The sequence below is a fragment of the Micromonospora vulcania genome, from assembly GCF_042658605.1.
GTDB classification, from domain to species: Bacteria; Actinomycetota; Actinomycetes; order Mycobacteriales; family Micromonosporaceae; genus Micromonospora; species Micromonospora vulcania.
Genome location: NZ_JBHSQS010000041.1, coordinates 12,947 through 28,953, shown reverse-complemented (window position 1 = coordinate 28,953; position 16,007 = coordinate 12,947). Strand labels below are relative to the sequence as shown.

Below are 16,007 nucleotides of genomic sequence, written 5' to 3'. Positions count from 1 at the left end.
ACTGGATCGCCACCCGCGGCTACGCCACCAGCTGACCCACCACACACCACCACGAAGGGCCGGACCCCACCACGGGGACCGGCCCTTCGTCGTGCCGAAATCAGTGTTCGCTGCCGGCCCGGACCGGCTCGGCGTCGGGGGTCGGCTCGGCCGCCTCGATCCGATGGGCACGTCGACGCAGCCACCAGGTGCTGACCAGCCCGGCGAGGATCGCGAGGACCAGCCCGGCCCAGGAGATGTCCTTGAGCCAGTGCTCGGCCGCCCGGCCCACGCTGAACAGCAGGTAGGTGGTGCCGAACGCCCAGACCAGGCCGCCGGCCGCGTTGGCCACCAGGAACCGGCGGTACGGCACGTGCAGTGCCCCGGCGAGCGGACCGGCCAGGATCCGCAGCAGTGCCACGAACCGCCCGAAGAAGACCGCCCAGACCCCGTGCTTGGCGAAGCTCTGTTCGGCCCGGGCGATCTGTGCGGGGCCGAGATGACGGGGGAAGCGCCGGCCCAGTCGGGCCAGCAGCGGGCGGCCGCCCCGACGCCCCACCGCGTACCCGATGGAATCGCCGACGATCGCGCCGGTGGCCGCTGCGGTGGCCACCCACTCCGGCTCCACCACCCCGGTGGCGGCGAGCAGGGCCGAGCTGACCAGGACGATCTCGCCGGGCAGCGGGACACCCATGCTCTCCACGCCGATCACCCCGGCGACGAGCAGGTAGACCGCGATCGGCGGCAGCGACACGAGCCAGTGCTGGACGTCGAACACGGTTGAGCCCCTTCCCGACGGGCCTCGAACCCTACCCGGGGCGGGACGCTGCCACCCGCCCCCGAGTTGCGCAACTAACAAGACGGACGTACGGTTTTGTTGAGAGCGTAATCGGCGGTAAGTGTCACCTAACCTCGGCGGCACCCCAGCCGGTGCGACAGACTGCTCAGGACTACTCACGGTCGCTGGTGTGAAGGAGTACGACGTGGCGAGCCTCGACACCTTCGGTGCGAAGACCCAGCTACGCGTCGGAGACGCGAGCTACGAGATTTTCAAGATCGACAAGGTGGAGGGCCACGACCGACTGCCCTACAGCCTGAAGATCCTGCTGGAGAACCTGCTGCGGACCGAGGACGGCGCGAACATCACCGCCGACCACATCCGCCAGCTCGGCGGGTGGGACCCCACCGCCGACCCGAGCGTGGAGATCCAGTTCACCCCGGCGCGGGTGCTCATGCAGGACTTCACCGGCGTGCCCTGCGTGGTCGACCTGGCCACCATGCGCGAGGCCGTACGCGACCTCGGCGGCGACGCCAGCAAGGTGAACCCGCTCGCCCCGGCCGAGCTGGTCATCGACCACTCGGTCATCGCCGACCTGTTCGGCCGCGAGGACGCGTTCGCCCGCAACGTCGAGCTGGAGTACGAGCGCAACAAGGAGCGCTACCAGTTCCTGCGCTGGGGTCAGACCGCGTTCAACGAGTTCAAGGTCGTCCCGCCGGGCACCGGCATCGTGCACCAGGTCAACATCGAGTACCTGGCCCGCACCATCATGGAGCGCGGCGGCCAGGCGTACCCGGACACCGTGGTCGGCACCGACTCGCACACCACGATGGTCAACGGCCTGGGCGTGCTGGGCTGGGGCGTCGGCGGCATCGAGGCCGAGGCCGCGATGCTCGGCCAGCCGGTCAGCATGCTGATCCCCCGGGTCGTCGGCTTCAAGCTGCACGGTGAGATGCCCGCCGGCACGACCGCCACCGACCTGGTGCTGACCATCACCGAGATGCTGCGCAAGCACGGCGTGGTCGGCAAGTTCGTCGAGTTCTACGGCCCCGGCGTCAGCGCCGTGCCGCTGGCCAACCGCGCCACCATCGGCAACATGTCGCCGGAGTACGGCTCCACCGTCGCGATCTTCCCGATCGACGCCGAGACCGTCCGCTACCTGGAGCTGACCGGCCGGGACGCCGCGCAGGTCGCGCTTGTCGAGGCGTACGCCAAGGAGCAGGGCCTCTGGCACGACGCGGCGGCCGAGCCGGTCTACTCCGAGCGCCTGGAGCTGGACCTGAGCAGCATCGAGCCGTCGCTCGCCGGCCCGAAGCGCCCGCAGGACCGGGTGCCGCTGGGCTCCGCCAAGACGCTGTTCCGCTCGGCGCTGACCGACTACGTCGCCGACGACGCCGCCGGTGAGCGCGACCTCAAGCCGAGCGTGGCGCGCGAGGAGCTGCCGCGCGGCGCCAACGGGCCGGCCGACGAGGCCAGCGCCGAGTCCTTCCCGGCCAGCGACCCGCCGGCCAACGAGTTCAGCGACCCGGCCGACGAGCCGCGCGACCTGGAGACCGCGGCGGTCGGTTCCGGCGGCCGGGCCAGCCACCCGATCCGGGTCACCGGCGCCGACGGCGTCGAGTACGAGCTGGACCACGGTGCCGTGGTGATCGCCGCGATCACCTCCTGCACCAACACGTCCAACCCGCAGGTGATGATCGGTGCGGCGCTGCTGGCCCGCAACGCGGTGGAGAAGGGCCTGACCCGCAAGCCGTGGGTGAAGACCACCCTGGCACCGGGCTCCAAGGTCGTCATGGACTACTACGAGCGGGCCGGCCTCACGCCGTACCTGGACAAGCTCGGCTTCAACCTGGTCGGCTACGGCTGCACCACCTGCATCGGCAACTCGGGCCCGCTGCCCGAGGAGGTCTCCGCCGCGGTCAACGAGCACGACCTGTCCGTCGTCTCGGTGCTCTCCGGCAACCGGAACTTCGAGGGCCGGATCAACCCGGACGTCAAGATGAACTACCTGGCGTCGCCGCCGCTGGTGGTCGCCTACGCCCTCGCCGGCACGATGGACATCGACCTGGCCAACGAGCCGATCGGTGAGGACAGCGAGGGCAACCCGGTCTTCCTGCGCGAGATCTGGCCGAACAGCACCGAGATCCAGGACGTCATCGCCCAGGCGATCGGCGCCACCGGGTTCAGTGCCGCGTACGCCGACGTCTTCGCCGGCGACGAGCGGTGGCAGTCGCTACCCACCCCGACCGGCGACACCTTCGCCTGGGAGAGCGACTCCACCTACGTGCGGAAGCCCCCGTACTTCGAGGGGATGCAGCGCGAGCCGCAGGCGGTCGTCGACATCACCGGCGCTCGGGTGCTGGCCAAGCTGGGTGACTCGGTGACCACCGACCACATCTCGCCGGCCGGCTCGATCAAGGCCGACTCCCCCGCCGGGACGTACCTCGCCGAGCACGGTGTGCCGCGGCACGAGTTCAACTCGTACGGCTCCCGCCGGGGCAACCACGAGGTGATGATCCGGGGCACCTTCGCCAACATCCGGCTGCGTAACCAGCTGGTGCCCGGGGTGGAGGGCGGCTTCACCGTCAACCACCTCACCGGCGAGCAGACCTCGATCTACGACGCCTCGGTCGCCTACCAGGAGGCCGGCATCCCGCTGGTCGTCCTGGCCGGCAAGGAGTACGGCTCGGGCTCGTCGCGGGACTGGGCGGCCAAGGGCACCATGCTGCTGGGCGTCCGGGCGGTCATCGCCGAGTCCTACGAGCGGATCCACCGCTCCAACCTGATCGGCATGGGCGTACTGCCGCTGCAGTTCCCGGTGGACACCACCGCCGAGTCGCTCGGCCTCACCGGCACCGAGACGTTCACGTTCACCGGCGTGACCGCCCTCAACGACGGCGAGACCCCGCGTACCGTGCGGGTCACCACCGACACCGGCGTCGAGTTCGACGCCGTGGTCCGGATCGACACCCCCGGTGAGGCGGACTACTACCGGCACGGCGGCATCCTGCAGTACGTGCTGCGCCGCATGATCGCCAACTGACGTCGTACACCCAAAAGGGCCGCTCCCCGCGCGGGGAGCGGCCCTTTTGCGCGATCTTGCCCGTGCAGGCGGGCGAGGGAGCGCGGCCAGGGCAGGGCGCGCGGCGGGTCAGTTCGCGCCGGCGGCGCGGCGGCGGGCCTCGCGGGTCTTCATGGCGTGCTCCATCAGCGTGACGAGCACCTCCTTGCTGGACTCGCGCTGCCGGGCGTCGCAGAGCAGCACCGGCACCCCCGGGTCCAGGTTCAGCGCCGTCTGCACCTCGTCGAGCCGGTACGTCCGGGCTCCCTCGAAGCAGTTCACCGCGACCACGAAGGGGGTGCCTCGACCCTCGAAGTAGTCGATCGACGGGAAACAGTCGGCCAACCGGCGGGTGTCCGCCAGCACCACCGCACCGATCGCGCCCAGCGCCAGCTCGTCCCAGACGAACCAGAACCGGTCCTGCCCGGGTGTGCCGAACAGATAGAGCACCAGGTCGTCGCTGATGGTGATCCGGCCGAAGTCCATCGCCACGGTGGTGGTGGTCTTGCCCTCCACACCGGACAGGTCGTCGATACCGACCCCGGACTCGGTCAGCACCTCCTCGGTACGCAACGGCCGGGTCTCGCTCACCGCGCCGACCATGGTGGTCTTGCCCACGCCGAACCCGCCGGCGACCAGGATCTTGATCGCGGTGGGCAGTGGGGTCGCTCCCGCCGGCCGGTCAGAGTGCCCGTAGTCCATTGATTACCGCCTCGAAGATGCTGTTGTCAGGAAGACCGGCCGTGGTCTGCGGCTCGCGGACCTGCACCAGTTTGCGGGCCGCCAGGTCGCCGAGAAGGACCCGGATGGTGCCCACCGGCAGGTCGAGATGGGCGGCGATCTCGGCGACGGACTGTATTCGTTGGCACAGTCCGACGATCGACAGGTGCTCCGGGCCCAGGCCGACCTCCGGCGTGACGTCCGCTCGGGTAGCGGTGACCAGGGAGATCAGGTCGAACGTGCCGGTGACCGGACGGGCTCGCCCCCGGGTCACCGCGTACGGGCGCACCACCGGGCCCGCATGGTCATCCACCCACTGATGGTCCGCGGACTCTCCCTGCACCGTCATGCCCCTACCTTTCGCCGGCCGGCTGCTCGGTACCTCGGGACGGGGAGGCGACGTACTTGCCGACCCGCGTGACCAGCATCGCCATCTCGTAGGCGATCAGGCCGACGTCGGCGTCCTCGCTGGCCAGGACCGCGAGACAGGCGTTGCGGCCGGCCGCTGTGACGAACAGGAAGGACGACTGCATCTCGATGATGGTCTGCTGCACCTGCCCGCCGCCGAAGCGCTTGCCGGCGCCCCGGGCCAGGCTCTGGATGCCGGCCGCCATCGCTGCCAGGTGCTCGCCGTCGTCCCGGCTGAGCCCCTGCGAACAGGCCATCAACAGCCCGTCGGTGGAGAGCGCCACCGCATGCTCGGCCTGTTTCACCCGGCCCACCAGATCATCCAGCAACCACGTCAGGTCGGCACTCGAAGCCGTCTTCTGGGCCACTCGTCGTCCTCTTCTTCCCCGGCTGTTCTCGCCGGCTTCTCCTGGGCTGACCGTCACACCGCGCGGGAACCCGCACCACCGGCGGCGATCAGGTCGCTTGCGGGTCCTCGTCGGTTGGCTCGGGCGTCTCCGCCGGCGGGGCGCCGGACGCACCACCGATCAGCCGCGCCGCGTCGGTCCGACCACGCCGGGTGCCGGTCTGGTAGGAGCTCATCATGCGGCGCACCTGCTCGGGCGGGCGCGTCACGTCCTCGTCGTCGGTCTCCGTCGCGGCCGGGTCGTCGCGCAGTTCGGGCACGATGCTCGCCTGCCGTACGCGGACCGGAAGGCCCGAGTCGGTCCGATCCACCTCGACCTGGCCCGGCATCGGCCCCCCGTCAGCGTTCGCCTCCGACTCGACCACGGCCGTGCCGTCCACCGTCCGGGCGCGATCCACCGCGGGCAGACCCGTGGGCAGCGTCGGGCCTTCCAGGGCCGGCTGTCCCGACGCGCGACGGGTCCGGGTGGGCAGCTCCGACGTACCGGCGGTCGACGTCGTCCGCTGCCGGGTGGGCAGTGCCTCGTCCACGTCGGTGCCGTCGGCCTGCCCCGCCGGAGCGGCGGCCTCCGCCGTCACCGTGGCGGTCGCTGGCTGCGCCGCGTCCGACGCCGTCAGGTCCGGTGCCGCCGGCCGCGCGGCGAGCGCGAGGGTGGCTGGGCGGATCGTGTCGGCGGCGTCGGAGGGGCCCGCGCTCGGCCCCGGGGGCAGGGGGATGGCGGACGACCCGGTACGGAACGCGCCAGAGGTCTCCGCGTCCGTGTCGCCCTCGGTGATCAGCTCCGCCGGGATCAGCACGACGGCGGTGGTGCCGCCGTACGCCGACTCCTTGAGCCGGACCCGCACGCCGTGCCGCTCGGTCAGCCGGCTCACCACGTAGAGACCGAGCCGGGCGGCGTTGGCGAGGTTCAGCTCGGACTGGTCGACGATCCGGTGGTTCGCCGCGGCCAGGTCCTCCTCGCTCATGCCGAGGCCCCGGTCCTCGATCTCGATGGCGAAACCGTTGGCCACCAGTTGACCGCGGACCTCCACGGTGGTGTGCGGCGGAGAGAACGACAGGCCGTTCTCGATCAGTTCGGCGAGCAGGTGGATGATGTCGCCGACCGCGCGGCCGGCGAGTGCGACCGGCCCGAGGGGCAGCACGTTGACCCGGGTGTAGTCCTCGACCTCGGCCACCGCGCCGCGCACCACGTCGACCATCGGCACGTTACGCCGCCAGGCCCGACCCGGGGTGGAGCCGGAGAGCACGATCAGGTTCTCCGCGTTACGCCGCATCCGGGTGGCCAGGTGGTCGACCCGGAACAGGTCCTCCAGCTCCTCCGCGTCATGTTCGCGGCGCTCCATCGCGTCCAGCAGGGTGAGCTGGCGGTGCACCAGTGCCTGCGTACGCCGGGCCAGGCTGAGGAAGACCTCGCGTACGTTGCGGCGCAGGTCGGCCTGCTCGACGGCGGTACGGATCGCGGTCTCCTGGACCGCGTTGAAGGCCTTGCCGACCTGACCGATCTCGTCGGTGCCGAACTCCAACGGTGGCGCCTCGGCGGCGACATCGACCTCTTCGCCGCGGCCAAGCCGCTCGACCACGCCGGGCAGCCGCTCGTTGGCCAGGCGGAAGGCCGCGCCACGCAACCGTTCCAGCTGCTGCACCAGGGCGCGGGCGGTGGTGATGGACACGACGATCGAGGCGATGACGGCGAGCAGACCGAGGCCGGTGGCCAGCGCCAACCGGACGATGACACCGACGGCGACCGGAGTGGCCCGCTCGACCACATCGTCACCACCGGCCACCACGACATCGCTGATCTCGGTGAGCGCCCGGCTGGTGGTGTCGCTCCACTCCGATGCGGTCACCGGCGGCCGGCCGGCGCCACCGCCCTGCGAGACCTCGGTCTCCAGAGCGGCCAGCCGGGTGAAGGTGGCACCGGCCGATGTCGCCTCGTAGCGACGCTGGTCGGCGGCGGGAAGTCGGACCAGTGCCGAGTCGATGGTGAACTGCCGGGCACCGACGAACCGGGTGAACTCCGCCCGCTCGGCCGTGGTGATCCGCCCGGCGGCCAGCACGCCGGCCAGCAACGCGTCCTCCTGCGACAGCAGTTCCCGGCCCCGGTTGAGGCCGATCAGCGCGGCGGTGTCCTCGGCGACCTGGTCATCGTCGAGGTTGCCGAGCGCGTCGTAGACCCGGAAGATCGAGTCGGTCACCCCGGTGAAGGTGGCGATGGTCTCGGCCCGGTCGATGCTGCGGTCGTCGACCGCCGTACGGGTCTTGCCCAGGTCACTCAGCCCGGTCATCAGAGTCGTGATCCGCTGGTCGAGGGTGTCGCTGCCCAGCGTGCTGACCTGCCAGTTGTCGGTCGACTTGCGGAATGCCGCCGCCAACTGGTCGGTGCGCCTGCGCGTCTCGGCCAGAGTCGCGCGCTGCGCCTCGTCCGGTCGGCCCAGGTAGGTCGACGACGTCCGGCGCTCCAACTGCAACTGGGTCAGCAGCGGCTCGATGGGTTTTGCGACCTTGGTGTCGAGCGTCTGCACGCCGAGCAGATTGATCCCGTCCCGGACGGTGACCCAGGCCGTGAAGCCCCAGAGCGCGACGAGCGAGACGAGTAGAGCGACGACCTTGGTACGCAGATTCGTACTGCGGGAACCCATTACACCGTCCCTGGCGCGGCTGTGTGAGTGATCAGTCAGTAATGCATGGTGCACGCATCGACCCGGCGCACGCTAGCAGCGTCCGAGGCCGCGCTCAAGCGCTGCTGATCATGGGGCTCGCCATGTCCCGCCGGAGCGGTGCCCGGCACGTGTCGCTGACCAGGTCCGATCTGGTCAGTGCCAACTGACCGACCGCCAGAATCGTGGCACGCACGATCAACACGGGTGTGTACAGGTCCTTGTCATGCCACAGTGGAGGGTAGTGATGGTGGTCGTCCGCATCGGCGAGGTGGCGCAGCCCGCGTCCGACCGCCTCGCCTACGCCCGGCCGGGCGGGCCCATCCACGCCGAGCAGCACGTGCAGGGCGTACGCGGTCTCCTCCACGGTCCCCGCCCAGCGTCCCCACGACCCGTCGGCCCGTTGGGTGGCGACCACCCAGTCGACGGCGCGGTCCACCGCCGGCCCGGCGATCTCGGCCGGGGCGTACCGGTCGAGGGCCGACACGACCGACGAGGTGGCGTAGTAGGGCGAGGCGTGCCAGCGGTCGACCCAGGCGCCGTCGGACTGCTGCTCGTCGCCGAGCCACCGGGCCAGCGCCGCCACACGGGTGCCGTACCGGCTCGTGCCCGTCGAGGTGTGCCGGGCGTGCCAGCCGAGCGCCTCCAGCACGTGCGCGTTCGTGGTGACCGACCGCCCGTCCTCCCCCCGCCAGGTACAGAAGTGGGAGCCGAGGTCGTAGTGCAGCAGGCTCGCCGGGTCCGTCGGGTGACCGAGCCGGGCGAGGGCGTAGAGGGTGACCGAGGTGGTGTCCGCGTCGGCCGGTAGTCCCGGTCCGGTCGCCGTGCCCTGCGGCCCGAGCGCGGCGGTCAGCTCGGCGACGAGCCTCGGTTCGGGCCGGACCGGAACCCCGGCACGGACCAGCGCGCTCAGCGTCCAGGCCCGCTCGAAGACAGTGATCGGCGTGCAGCAGGGCACCGGGCCGTCCAGAGGGACGACGGACGCCCGCAGGTACGCCAGTGCCTCCGGGTCGGTGCCCGGCAACTCCGGGTCGCCGATCCAGGCGGCGGTGGCCGCCGGCGAGGCACCCACGGCACCAGCGACCAAGGTCACACCGCTGTGCCGCCGCGCCACCGGTCCGAGCACCTCGAACGCGTGCAGCAGCTTCTGCGGCACCGGCCGTCCGACGCCCACGAGCGCGTGGACCGCGTCGAGCCGTCGCCGGTCCACGTCGGGCAGGGCGCGGACGCCGTCGACGAACCGGTGACCCGGACGTGCGGCGAAGAAGGTGAGGTGGTCGTTGATCCGCTCCACCAGGGCCGGCACGATCAGGTCGGCGGCCGGTGTGTCCGGTAGCGACGTACCTCGCCCGAGCCAGTCGGCCAGCACGCGCAACCCGCGGCCGGCCGCGGCGGCCAACTCGTCCGGGAAGGGTTCCTGGGTTCTCCGCAGCGTGCCGAGCAGCGCCTCCACCGCGCTGACCGTCGGCACCACGGCATAGCCGGCGGAGTCACCCCATCCGCCGTCGGCGCGCTGGGCACCCAGCAGGTACCGCAGCCGCCGGTCGTGCCCGCCGAGCCACGGCGCGTCGGCGACGACCCGGCCGGTCTCGTACACCGACGGGGTGACCCGGCCCACCGGGTCACGCATCAGGACGGCGAGCAGCTCCCGGGCGCGGTCGGTAGGTGTGGTGGTCACACCGTGCCCCAGAAGTCGGTCGACCCGTAGAAGCCGGTGCTGAAGCCGATCTGCCGAGCGAGGTAGTCGGCCGGTAACGGGCAACTGCTCCGCAGCGGGCCGAGCAGTTCACGGGCGTGCGCCAGGAGCCCGGCGATCTCGCGCTCGACGTCGGCCCGCTCCGGCACCAGCATCAGCGCGTTGAGGTCACCCCACCGTTGGTCGCGTTCATAGCTGGCCAGGTCGTTGACGAGCCGGAGGATCCGTTGCACCTGGTCACTGGCCGCGACGAGCGCGTCGAGGTGGGCCAGCGTCGCGGGGTCGTCGGAGTGGATCCAGTGCACGACGTTGACCACCGTGCAGGCCAGGTTCGCCGCGTTGGAGAGGTACTCGTCCAGGGTGGGCAGCACACCGTTGGCGGCAGCCTGCTTCCAGTCCCACTCCCGTGCCATGGCGTCGAGCATCGTCCGCACCTCGTCGCGCCACACCACCCCGTGGGCCTCGTACGCCGGCACGACGGCCAGGTCGTCGCGCAACTCGGCCAGGAAGCGGCCGAGCGGGTCCTCCGCCGCCGGTTGCCCGCCCTCCACGACCGCGAGGCAGCCCGCTCGCAACCGGTCGATCTCGTCGCGGGTACGCGCCTCGTGGTCGACGAGCCAGTCCACCGCGAAACCCCAGAGCACGGCCCGGTTGGTGATCCGCAACTGCGCGAGGTCGCACCAGGGCGCCCCGAACGCGATCGCCATCGCGACGTTGCCGAACAGCGCCGGGTCGAACGGTCGCGCCGGAAAAAGGTCGGGGTACGCCGCCGCACGTTCGGCCAGGTCACGTTGCCCCTTTGCGGCAAGGGCACAGATCCGGCCCTGCTCCGCGGCCAGCGCTATCTGATCGCCGCCGGTCTCCGACAGCGACGCGAGCCCGGCGGTCATGCGGGAACTCTCCGTACCGGTTCGAGGGTCACCTCGACGCGCTCGAGAGGCCGCAGCGCCGCCGCCAACTTGATGCCGGGCACCGCCGGCCGCTGCAGGCGGATCCGGAACCGGCTCAGCAGGGTGGCCACGATCAACGTCGCCTCCAGATAGAACAGGTGCATGCCGATGCACTGGTGCGGGCCACCACCGAACGGGAAGTGGGCGTACCGGTGCCGGTTGCGGGCCTGGCCGGGGTCGAAGCGGTCGGGGTCGAAGACCTCGGGACGGTCCCAGAACGCCGACATCCGCTGGGTGATGAACGGGCTGATCACGACGGTCGCACCGGCCTCGATGCGCACCCCGCCGAGCACGTCGGCCCGTACCGCGCTGCGCGGCATTAGCCAGCCGATCGGATAGAGCCGCACCAGCTCGTCGAGCACCTGCCGGGTGTAGCGCAGCTCGCGCAGGTGCTCCCGCCGGACCGGTGCGTCCCCGACCACACGGTCAATCTCCCCGTACAACCGTTCGGCGATCCGCTCGTCCTGGGCGATGTGCGGCCAGAGCCAGGTCAGGACCGTGATCGTCGTCTCGGTGGCGGTGGCGATCATCGAGACAGCGTTGTCCCTGACCTGCCGCTCGTTGAGCCGGGCGCCACCCTCCGTACGGCCCCGCCACAGCGTGGCGAAGATGTCGTCGCCATCGGACTCGGCCGTCGTGCGGGAGGCTCGGACGATCGGGAGCAGCATGTCGTCGATGAGTTCGACGGCCTGACGGAATGCCCGGTCGCCGGGCATCGGCATGCTCGTCGGCGCCCACGGCACCAGCAGCCGCGGCATCACCGACGAGGCGATCGCGTCCTGGGCCTCGATGAGGCGCATCGCCTGCGGCACCGAGATCTTGTTGCCGAACAGGACCTCCATGATCGCCGAGCAGACGATCCGGGCCTGGACGGTGCCCATGTCGACGGGCTGACCGGTCCGGGCCGGCTCGTCCAACTCGTCGACCACCTTCTCGATCGTCCCGGCGAGCCGATCCACCAGCGAGTCGATCCGCCGAGCGGTGAACAGCGGCTGGAGTATTTCCCGGCCGTTCCTCCAGTGCTCGCCGTCGCCGAGGATGCCGTCGCCGAACAACCGCTTCAACGGACGCCAATGGAGGCCGTCGCCGGCGCGGGCGTAGTTCTCGGAATTCTCGCGTAGAACCCGTTGCAGATGCTCCGGTCGCGTGACCAGGTAGGGCCGGAACGCCCCGAGACTGAGCTTCACCACCTCGCCCTGCGAGCGCTCACCTATGTCGACCAGGGTGTGGACCGGTTCGCGGAACAGGTTGGGCACCACCTGGCGCAGAGGGACCGAGCCCGCTCGTCGCGGCTGAACCGGCACGGTGTGAGGTGCTGCCACGGGCGCTGACTCTCCCTTGCGGATACTCCGCGTCGCGAAACGACTATGCGGCGTGAGGCGTTCGTGGAGCATGCCATCGCTCGACCGTGTTCATCTAGGCGCGGTACGTGAAATTTTTACGCGCAACGGTTGCGCCAGCAAAGGACTCGAACGGCGGGATGTGCGCCTACCACAGATCCCGCAGGTAGCGACGCTCGCGACCAACGGGTGACATCCGAAGTGTTCGATAGTGATGAACATCACTTGACACCCGCCGATGCGGGGCCGCCAGGATACGCGCCGGCCCGGCGGAACGACCGAATCCGGGCGATGCCGGGCACCCTGTGCCAGGCTCTTGTCATGGACGACAAGACCATCCTGAACCGGATCACCGAGCTGGTCGACGAGGAGCACAAGCTGCGCGCGGAGGCCCAGGCCCACGAGGCGGGTACCGAGGGCGAGGCCAGCGAGCGGCTGCGCGCCCTGGAGGAGTCCCTCGACCAGTGCTGGGACCTGCTGCGCCGCCGACGGGCCGCCCGTACGACCCACGGCGACCCGGACTCCCAGGGCGTACGCCCCAAGCCCGAGGTGGAGCGCTACCTGCAGTAGACCGGTGCGGGTCGGGCGGCCCAACTGGCCGCCCGACCCGTCCAGGTCAGCGGACGCCCGCCTCGCGCAGCAGCTCCCCGGTCAGCGCACCGGGTTCGGCCAGCTCGGCGGGCAGCCCCCGGGCCACGAACCAGGCGCCGACCACCCGCACGTCGCGGGCCAGGAACTCCGGCCCCTGCGGATTCGCCACCACGTCGACCACCTGCGGCAGGTCGATCACGACCAGCCGCCCCTGGTGCACGAGCAGGTTGTACGGCGACAGGTCGCCGTGCGCGTAGCCGGCCCGGGCCAGCACCCGCAGCGCCTCCACGAGCTGCGCCCACAGGTCGCGTAGCTCGGTCGAACCGGGCCGCATCTGGGCCAGCCGCGGCGCGGCCTCGCCGGTGTCGGCGTCCCCGACGAACTCCAGCATCAGCTCGGTGCCGCGCAGCTGCACCGGGTACGGCACGGCGATCCGGTCATGGCCGGCGCCGATCTCCCAGAGCCGGGCCAGAGCGTCGAACTCGGCCGCGGCCCACTGCCCGGCGATCATCTGTCGCCCGAAGGCCGTACGGCCGGCCATCGCCCGGTTCTCCCGGGACCGGCGTACCCGACGGCCCTCCAGATAGCCGGCGTCGCGGTGGAACAGCCGATGCTCGGCGGCCCGGTACCGCTTGACCGCCAGCAGGCAGGACCGGTCCGTGTCGGGCACCGCCCGGCGGACCAGGTGGACGTCCGCCTCCTTGCCGGTCTTGAGCACACCCAACTCGGTGTCCTTGGCGGCCAGCTCGGTCACCAGCCAGGCCGGGTGCGGTTCGGGCCCGTGCACGGCGTCGTCCCACGACGACCAGCGGTCGCCGGTGTCCGGGTCGGGTTCGGTGTCCGGGTCGGTGGGCGGCGGCTCGGTGGGCCGCCCACGCTTCAGAAACTGCGGTTCGTCGTCATCAAAGCGGCTCTTGCCGCGGGTCCGGCGCTCAAGCGCCGGGAGGTCGTGATCGCGCACTGTGGTGAGGTTCCCTTGGTCGAGGCTGAAGAAGGCAGCTGGAAGCGACCTGCGAAGACGGCCATGACCGACCCCCTCTCCTCGACCGGGCGCACGCCCGGGATGCACGATGCGCCGACAATGCTCGCCGCCGCACCGGCGGCGGTCAAACGATTATTCGAGCCGGTGCCCGACCGACGGCTCAGCGTGCGCCGCCGGGCGCTGCGCGCCGCCGATCCGTCAGCCGGCGAGCACGGTGGCGACCGCGGCGATCAGCCCGTCCACCGTGCGGCTCGGCGCGAAGCGGGTGTCCGACCAGGTACGCCCACGGTGCAGCCAGACGCTGGGCAGCCCGACCGCCGCCGCCCCACCGATGTCCGCCTCCGGGCTGTCGCCGACCACCCAGGCCCCTCGCAGCGGCATCCGGACCCGCTGCGCGGCGAGCGCGAAGATCCGCGGGTTGGGCTTGCTGACCCCGGCCTCCTCGGAGATCACCCAGTCGGCGACGTAGCGGTCCAGACCGGTCCGGCGGATCTTGGCGTCCTCGACGCGTACCGTGCCGTTGCAGACCACCACCGGCACCCAGCCGGCGTCGTCGGCGATCCGCAGCGCGCAGGCGATCAGCGGGTCGAGCCGGGTCTGCTCCACCACCCCGTCGTGCAGCTCCTCGACCAGGTCGATCGAGGGTATGCGGAGCTCGTAGCGGTCCCGGATGGCATCGGCCAGATCCCAGCGGTCGGTGAGCCCGTCCGCGTCGATCGAGATCAGCCAGTCGATGTCGGTGGGGGGCGCGTCGATGCCGGCCAGGAAGCGCTCACCCCAGCGGCGGAACGGCCCAGCCCGATCCAGCAGGGTGTTGTCCAGGTCCAGCAGGAGCAGTGGCACTCGGGCACCCTACGGGACCGATGTGTCCGCCAACAGGTCCGGCCGGCGTCAACCGCACAGTGATCTCAACCGGACAGCGATACCCGGGGGCCACCCTGGTCCGGCAGCCGGTCGGCGAGCATCGTGTGGGCCGACCGGGTGGCCGCGAGCGCGGCCGGGTCCAGCGTCGCCACCAGCACGTCGGTGCCCTCGTCGGCACCCCGGGCCAGGGCACGACCCTGCGGGTCGTAGATCGCCGCGCCACCGTTGAACCGCCACGGGTCGGTGCCGCCGACCGCGTTGGCGAAGACCACGAACATGGTGTTGTCCAACGCCCGTGCGGCGTAGTACAGGTCCCGGCGGTGCTCGGACCCGGCCAGGTAGCCGCTGGGGCACAGGTAGCCGTGCGCGCCATCGAGAGCGGCGGCCCGGCCGTGCTCCGGGAAACAGCCGTCGTAGCAGATGCCCAACCCGAGCCGCCAGTCGTCGACGAGCAGCGTGGCACCCCGCCCGCCGGGGCTGAACAGGTCGTTCTCGTCGCCCCACAGCTGCTGTTTGTCGTACCCGACCCGGACGGCGCCGGCCCGGTCGACCACGAGCGCGGCGATGGTCCGCCGGCCGTCCGGATGGCGTGCGGCGGCACCGACCAGCACGGTGACGCCGGCCTCGCGGGCCGCGGCGCGCAGCGGGTCGAGCCGAGGATCGACGACCACCCCGGCCGGGTCGGCCGCGACGTCGGTTCCGGTCGGGTCGGCGGCGAGGGTCGGCGGATGGTACGCACAGAGGTAGAGCTCGGGTAGGACGGCCACCCGCGCGCCCTGCGCTCCGGCACGGCGGACCAGGTCGGCACCGGCGACCGCGTTGCCGGCGACGTCACCGGGCGTCGGGGTGGCCTGGACGGTGGCCACGGTCAGCGGCTCGGCTGGCACGGCGCGCGGCGGGGTGATCATCGGGCGATGGTAACGGTGCTGGTCCAGGGCCGACATACCAAGCCGTACGTACGGTTTGCGTGACCCGGGGTGACCTGCGACGATCGACGCGTGCCCAGAGTAAGCCAGGACCAGCTCGACGCGCGCCGGCAGGAGATCCTCGCCGCCGCCCGGGCGTGTTTCGCCCGGCACGGCTACGAGGGGGCGACCGTCCGCCGCCTCGAAGAGGCCACCGGGCTCTCCCGGGGCGCCATCTTCCACCACTTCCGGGACAAGGACTCGCTGTTCCTCGCCGTCGCCGAGGACGACGCCGCGGCCATGGTCGAGACGGTCGCCCGCAACGGTCTGGTGCAGGTGATGCGCGACCTGCTGGCCCGGGCGGTCTCCCCGGACACCACCGGTTGGCTCGGCAGTCAGCTGGAGGTGTCCCGCCGGCTGCGTACCGACCCGGCGTTCGCGAAGCGCTGGGCCGAACGGTCCGCCGCCATCGCCGAGGCGACCCGGGACCGGCTGGTCCGCCAGCGCGACGCCGGGGTGCTGCGCGAGGACGTACCGATCGACGTGCTGGCCCAGTTCCTGGAGCTGGCCTACGACGGTCTCGTGCTGCACCTCGCGATGGGCCGACCCGCCGGTGACCTGGGCCCGGTGCTCGATCTGGTGGAGGAAGCGGTCCGCCGCCACTGACGGC

General features: G+C 71.4%; 14 protein-coding genes. 3 read left to right on the top strand and 11 right to left on the bottom strand.

Annotated elements, in window-relative coordinates; genetic code table 11:
- Positions 1-100 precede the first annotated feature (100 nt).
- Entirely contained in the window at positions 101-757 is a 657-nt protein-coding gene (locus ACFQGL_RS31190) for a DedA family protein (RefSeq protein ID WP_377516240.1), read from the bottom strand.
- A 190-nt stretch (positions 758-947) separates the two neighbouring features.
- On the opposite strand from ACFQGL_RS31190, the gene ACFQGL_RS31185 reads away from it, so the two are divergent.
- Positions 948-3,800 (top strand): aconitate hydratase, encoded by a 2,853-nt coding sequence (locus ACFQGL_RS31185; RefSeq protein WP_377516239.1) that lies wholly within the window; start codon positions 948-950, stop codon positions 3,798-3,800.
- A 108-nt stretch (positions 3,801-3,908) separates the two neighbouring features.
- Here the strand turns inward: ACFQGL_RS31185 and ACFQGL_RS31180 are convergent, their stop codons facing one another.
- The 7 genes from ACFQGL_RS31180 to ACFQGL_RS31150 form a co-directional block, all read right to left on the bottom strand.
- Positions 3,909-4,520 (bottom strand): GTP-binding protein, encoded by a 612-nt coding sequence (locus tag ACFQGL_RS31180; protein WP_377516238.1) that lies wholly within the window; start codon positions 4,518-4,520, stop codon positions 3,909-3,911.
- Positions 4,501-4,887 carry a DUF742 domain-containing protein gene (locus ACFQGL_RS31175; RefSeq protein WP_377516237.1) on the bottom strand — a complete coding sequence of 129 codons (387 nt, stop codon included), beginning with the start codon at positions 4,885-4,887 and terminating at the stop codon, positions 4,501-4,503. Before ACFQGL_RS31175 ends, ACFQGL_RS31180 begins: the two co-directional genes overlap by 20 nt.
- Before the next feature lie 4 nt (positions 4,888-4,891).
- Positions 4,892-5,314, bottom strand: a complete 423-nt coding sequence (locus ACFQGL_RS31170; RefSeq protein ID WP_377516236.1) for a roadblock/LC7 domain-containing protein — start codon at positions 5,312-5,314, stop codon at positions 4,892-4,894.
- Positions 5,315-5,402: 88 nt separating this feature from the next.
- Positions 5,403-7,991 carry a sensor histidine kinase gene (locus tag ACFQGL_RS31165; protein WP_377516235.1) on the bottom strand — a complete coding sequence of 863 codons (2,589 nt, stop codon included), beginning with the start codon at positions 7,989-7,991 and terminating at the stop codon, positions 5,403-5,405.
- A 94-nt stretch (positions 7,992-8,085) separates the two neighbouring features.
- Positions 8,086-9,687 (bottom strand): prenyltransferase/squalene oxidase repeat-containing protein, encoded by a 1,602-nt coding sequence (locus tag ACFQGL_RS31160; RefSeq protein ID WP_377516234.1) that lies wholly within the window; start codon positions 9,685-9,687, stop codon positions 8,086-8,088.
- The gene (locus ACFQGL_RS31155) at positions 9,684-10,595 is read right to left on the bottom strand and encodes a terpene synthase family protein (protein ID WP_377516233.1); all 912 of its coding nucleotides are present in this window, start codon (positions 10,593-10,595) and stop codon (positions 9,684-9,686) included. The genes ACFQGL_RS31160 and ACFQGL_RS31155 overlap by 4 nt, the downstream gene beginning before the upstream one ends.
- Complete coding sequence (locus ACFQGL_RS31150; RefSeq protein ID WP_377516232.1) at positions 10,592-11,977, bottom strand: cytochrome P450; 1,386 nt, start codon at positions 11,975-11,977, stop codon at positions 10,592-10,594. Before ACFQGL_RS31150 ends, ACFQGL_RS31155 begins: the two co-directional genes overlap by 4 nt.
- Positions 11,978-12,316: 339 nt before the next feature.
- On the opposite strand from ACFQGL_RS31150, the gene ACFQGL_RS31145 reads away from it, so the two are divergent.
- A complete protein-coding gene (locus ACFQGL_RS31145; RefSeq protein ID WP_377516231.1) occupies positions 12,317-12,565 on the top strand; it encodes a DUF2630 family protein in 249 nt (82 codons plus the stop codon).
- A gap of 46 nt (positions 12,566-12,611) precedes the next feature.
- Here the strand turns inward: ACFQGL_RS31145 and ACFQGL_RS31140 are convergent, their stop codons facing one another.
- From ACFQGL_RS31140 to ACFQGL_RS31130, 3 genes are all read right to left on the bottom strand, one after another.
- Positions 12,612-13,547 (bottom strand): serine protein kinase RIO, encoded by a 936-nt coding sequence (locus ACFQGL_RS31140; protein ID WP_377516230.1) that lies wholly within the window; start codon positions 13,545-13,547, stop codon positions 12,612-12,614.
- A gap of 219 nt (positions 13,548-13,766) precedes the next feature.
- Positions 13,767-14,411, bottom strand: a complete 645-nt coding sequence (locus ACFQGL_RS31135) for an HAD family hydrolase (protein WP_377516229.1) — start codon at positions 14,409-14,411, stop codon at positions 13,767-13,769.
- A 65-nt stretch (positions 14,412-14,476) separates the two neighbouring features.
- Positions 14,477-15,340: a carbon-nitrogen hydrolase family protein gene (locus ACFQGL_RS31130; RefSeq protein WP_377516228.1), complete on the bottom strand. Its 864-nt coding sequence runs from the start codon at positions 15,338-15,340 to the stop codon at positions 14,477-14,479.
- Between the two features lie 90 nt (positions 15,341-15,430).
- Here ACFQGL_RS31130 and ACFQGL_RS31125 point away from each other — a divergent pair, with 90 nt between their 5' ends.
- A complete protein-coding gene (locus tag ACFQGL_RS31125) occupies positions 15,431-16,003 on the top strand; it encodes a TetR/AcrR family transcriptional regulator (protein WP_377516227.1) in 573 nt (190 codons plus the stop codon).
- Positions 16,004-16,007 lie beyond the last annotated feature (4 nt).